This is a genomic window from Teredinibacter waterburyi (assembly GCF_001922985.1).
GTDB classification, from domain to species: Bacteria; Pseudomonadota; Gammaproteobacteria; order Pseudomonadales; family Cellvibrionaceae; genus Teredinibacter; species Teredinibacter waterburyi.
Map to the genome: position 1 here is coordinate 1 of NZ_MRUH01000110.1, position 955 is coordinate 955.

At 41.2% G+C, this 955-nt stretch carries 1 protein-coding gene; it reads right to left on the bottom strand.

Going from position 1 to position 955, the window contains the following annotated elements:
* Positions 1-158: 158 nt before the first annotated feature.
* A complete protein-coding gene (locus tag IDZ20_RS07885) occupies positions 159-854 on the bottom strand; it encodes an HNH endonuclease (RefSeq protein WP_188150888.1) in 696 nt (231 codons plus the stop codon).
* Positions 855-955 lie beyond the last annotated feature (101 nt).

The following is a 955-nucleotide window of genomic DNA, read 5'->3' on the forward strand; positions in this document are numbered from 1 at the left end:
AGAAAACAACACCTATAAATTACAAGCCCTACTCTACTACCCGTTAAGACGCATAACGCCGCTGTATGGGGCATTTTTTGTGTAGTGTAGTTTTGGGGTAAAGTGGCGAAGCCACCCCAAAACGAAGCGAAGCAAAAAATGTCCCAATGACAGCTTTGTTATGGCAATTTCTTATGTTTTTCACGAAACTCTTTATCAAGTTTGGCCCTTTTTTTATCTACGACCTTACAAAATTCTCTTTGTGAAGTAAGCCACGCTTTACCTTTGGATTGACTTAACCACTTAAGCGTTTCTAGGGAAGTGAAATGACCGCCTTTCCATGTATTTATTCTATTCAAAACGAGTGCTAAATTAATTGGCCAGTCTGAACCCCCGTCGAATATTGGCTGAATATGATCTACAGCGTAATTCTTTGGAGATTTAGACAGTTGTTCGCCAGAGTAGTAGCACATTCCTTGCTGTATTAAAAACAACTGCTCAATGACTTCTGAGGTGTGAAACCCTCCAGCTTCGGCCAACCTTAAACCCCGAACCAAATCTTTACGCTTATTTCTCGCGCTACCTTGTACTTTTAGGGCCATGTTCTTAGCCACCTCTAAACTCTGGAAAAAGAACTGAAATATTTCCAGAGATCCATTTTCGCTTATTTCTAGCTTCACTTTACAAGAATAATCTGAACATTCAATCAACTGATCCCAGCAAGGCCTACTTACATAGCATGGACTTACTATCTCAATTAAATGCCCGCTATTTTCAGGTGAGTTGCTATATTGCCAAACGCTACTATCATGGCCATATTGCCTCAGAGCGATAAGCCTACCATCAAGATTTTCAATGCTCGTATAATTGCTCACAACTTCTCTTTGTATTCAATGCTCGTAGCTAGGCGAGGCCATAACGCCAAGCTCACCTGCAATTTTTGCTGTGAGCGTTTGTGTAAAATGGAGCTGCGCGA